Origin of the sequence: Mesorhizobium sp. M7A.F.Ca.CA.003.01.2.1 (assembly GCF_003998945.1) — a bacterium.
GTDB classification, from domain to species: domain Bacteria; phylum Pseudomonadota; class Alphaproteobacteria; order Rhizobiales; family Rhizobiaceae; genus Mesorhizobium; species Mesorhizobium ciceri.
On record NZ_RZRA01001198.1, the window covers coordinates 1 to 1378 of the forward strand.

At 70.3% G+C, this 1378-nt stretch carries 1 protein-coding gene; it reads left to right on the forward strand.

Annotated features, from left to right (window positions below):
- Window positions 1–1378: heavy metal translocating P-type ATPase (locus tag EN969_RS31155; RefSeq protein WP_127419739.1), on the forward strand; the 1378-nt coding region annotated here is incomplete at both ends.

Below are 1378 nucleotides of genomic sequence, written 5' to 3' on the forward strand. Positions count from 1 at the left end.
TGGCCATTCCGAGACGGGGCAGGCGTGGTGGCGTTCCCGCCGGGCGGTGCTGACGCTCGCCTGCGCGGCAGCGCTTCTCGCCGCATACGGCATCGGCCATCTGTTCCCGGTGGCGGAACGCGGGGTGTTCCTGGCCGCGCTGTTGGTCGGCCTGGTGCCGATCGCACGGCGCGCGCTGATGGCGGCATTGGCCGGCACGCCGTTTTCGATCGAGATGCTGATGACCATCGCGGCGATAGGCGCCGTGATGATCGGTGCCACTGAAGAGGCCGCCGCCGTGGTGGTGCTCTTCCTGATCGGCGAGCTTCTGGAGGGTGTCGCCGCCGGCCGGGCGCGGGCGAGCATCCAGGGACTTGCCGATCTGGTGCCGAAGACGGCCTTGGTCGAGCGCGCAGGCGGCACATCGGAGTGTCCCGCCGAAGACCTTGCGGTCGGCGACATCATCCTGGTGCGGCCGGGCGCCCGCATCCCGGCCGATGGCGAGATCATCGAGGGCGCGAGCGAAATCGACGAGGCGCCGGTGACCGGCGAGAGCACGCCGAAGCGCAAGGGCGTTGCGGACGCCGTCTTTGCCGGCACGATCAGCACCGATGGCGTGCTCAAGGTGCGGGTGACGGCGGCCGCTTCCGACAACACCATCGCCCGAATCGTGCGGCTGGTGGAGGAGGCGCAGGAGGCCAAGGCGCCGACAGAGCGCTTCATCGACCGCTTCTCGCGCACCTACACGCCGGCGGTGCTGGCGGTCGGTGCGCTGGTGGCATTGTTGCCGCCGCTGCTTGCCGGCGGCGACTGGAACGAATGGATCTACAAGGGCTTGGCGATCCTGCTGATCGGCTGCCCCTGCGCGCTGGTCATCTCGACCCCGGCGGCGATCGCCGCGGGCCTTGCGACCGGTGCGCGGCGTGGCCTATTGATGAAAGGCGGTGCGGTGCTGGAAGGCTTTCGCCGGATCACGGCGGTCGCCTTCGACAAGACCGGTACGCTGACCGCAGGCAAGCCTGCCGTCACCGACATCGTGGCGTATGGAAGGGATGAACGCACCGTGCTGGCGCTGGCGGCAGCACTGGAGCAGGGCTCCAGCCATCCGTTGGCGATGGCGATCCTGGACCGGGCCAAGGCCGACAAGGCGCCGGTGCCGCCGGCTCTCGCGGCGAAGGCAATCTCGGGCAAGGGTGTCGAGGGCAGCGTTGGCGGCGTCGCCGTCTTCCTCGGCTCCGGCCAGGCGGCGGGCGAACGCGCCGACATGACGCAAGCGCAGCGCCTCGCCGTCGACAGCCTCAACGGCCAGGGCAAGACGGTGTCAGTGCTGGTCGCCGATGGCGTGGTGGCCGGGCTGATTGCCATGCGCGACGAGCCGCGGCCGGATGCTGCGGCCGGG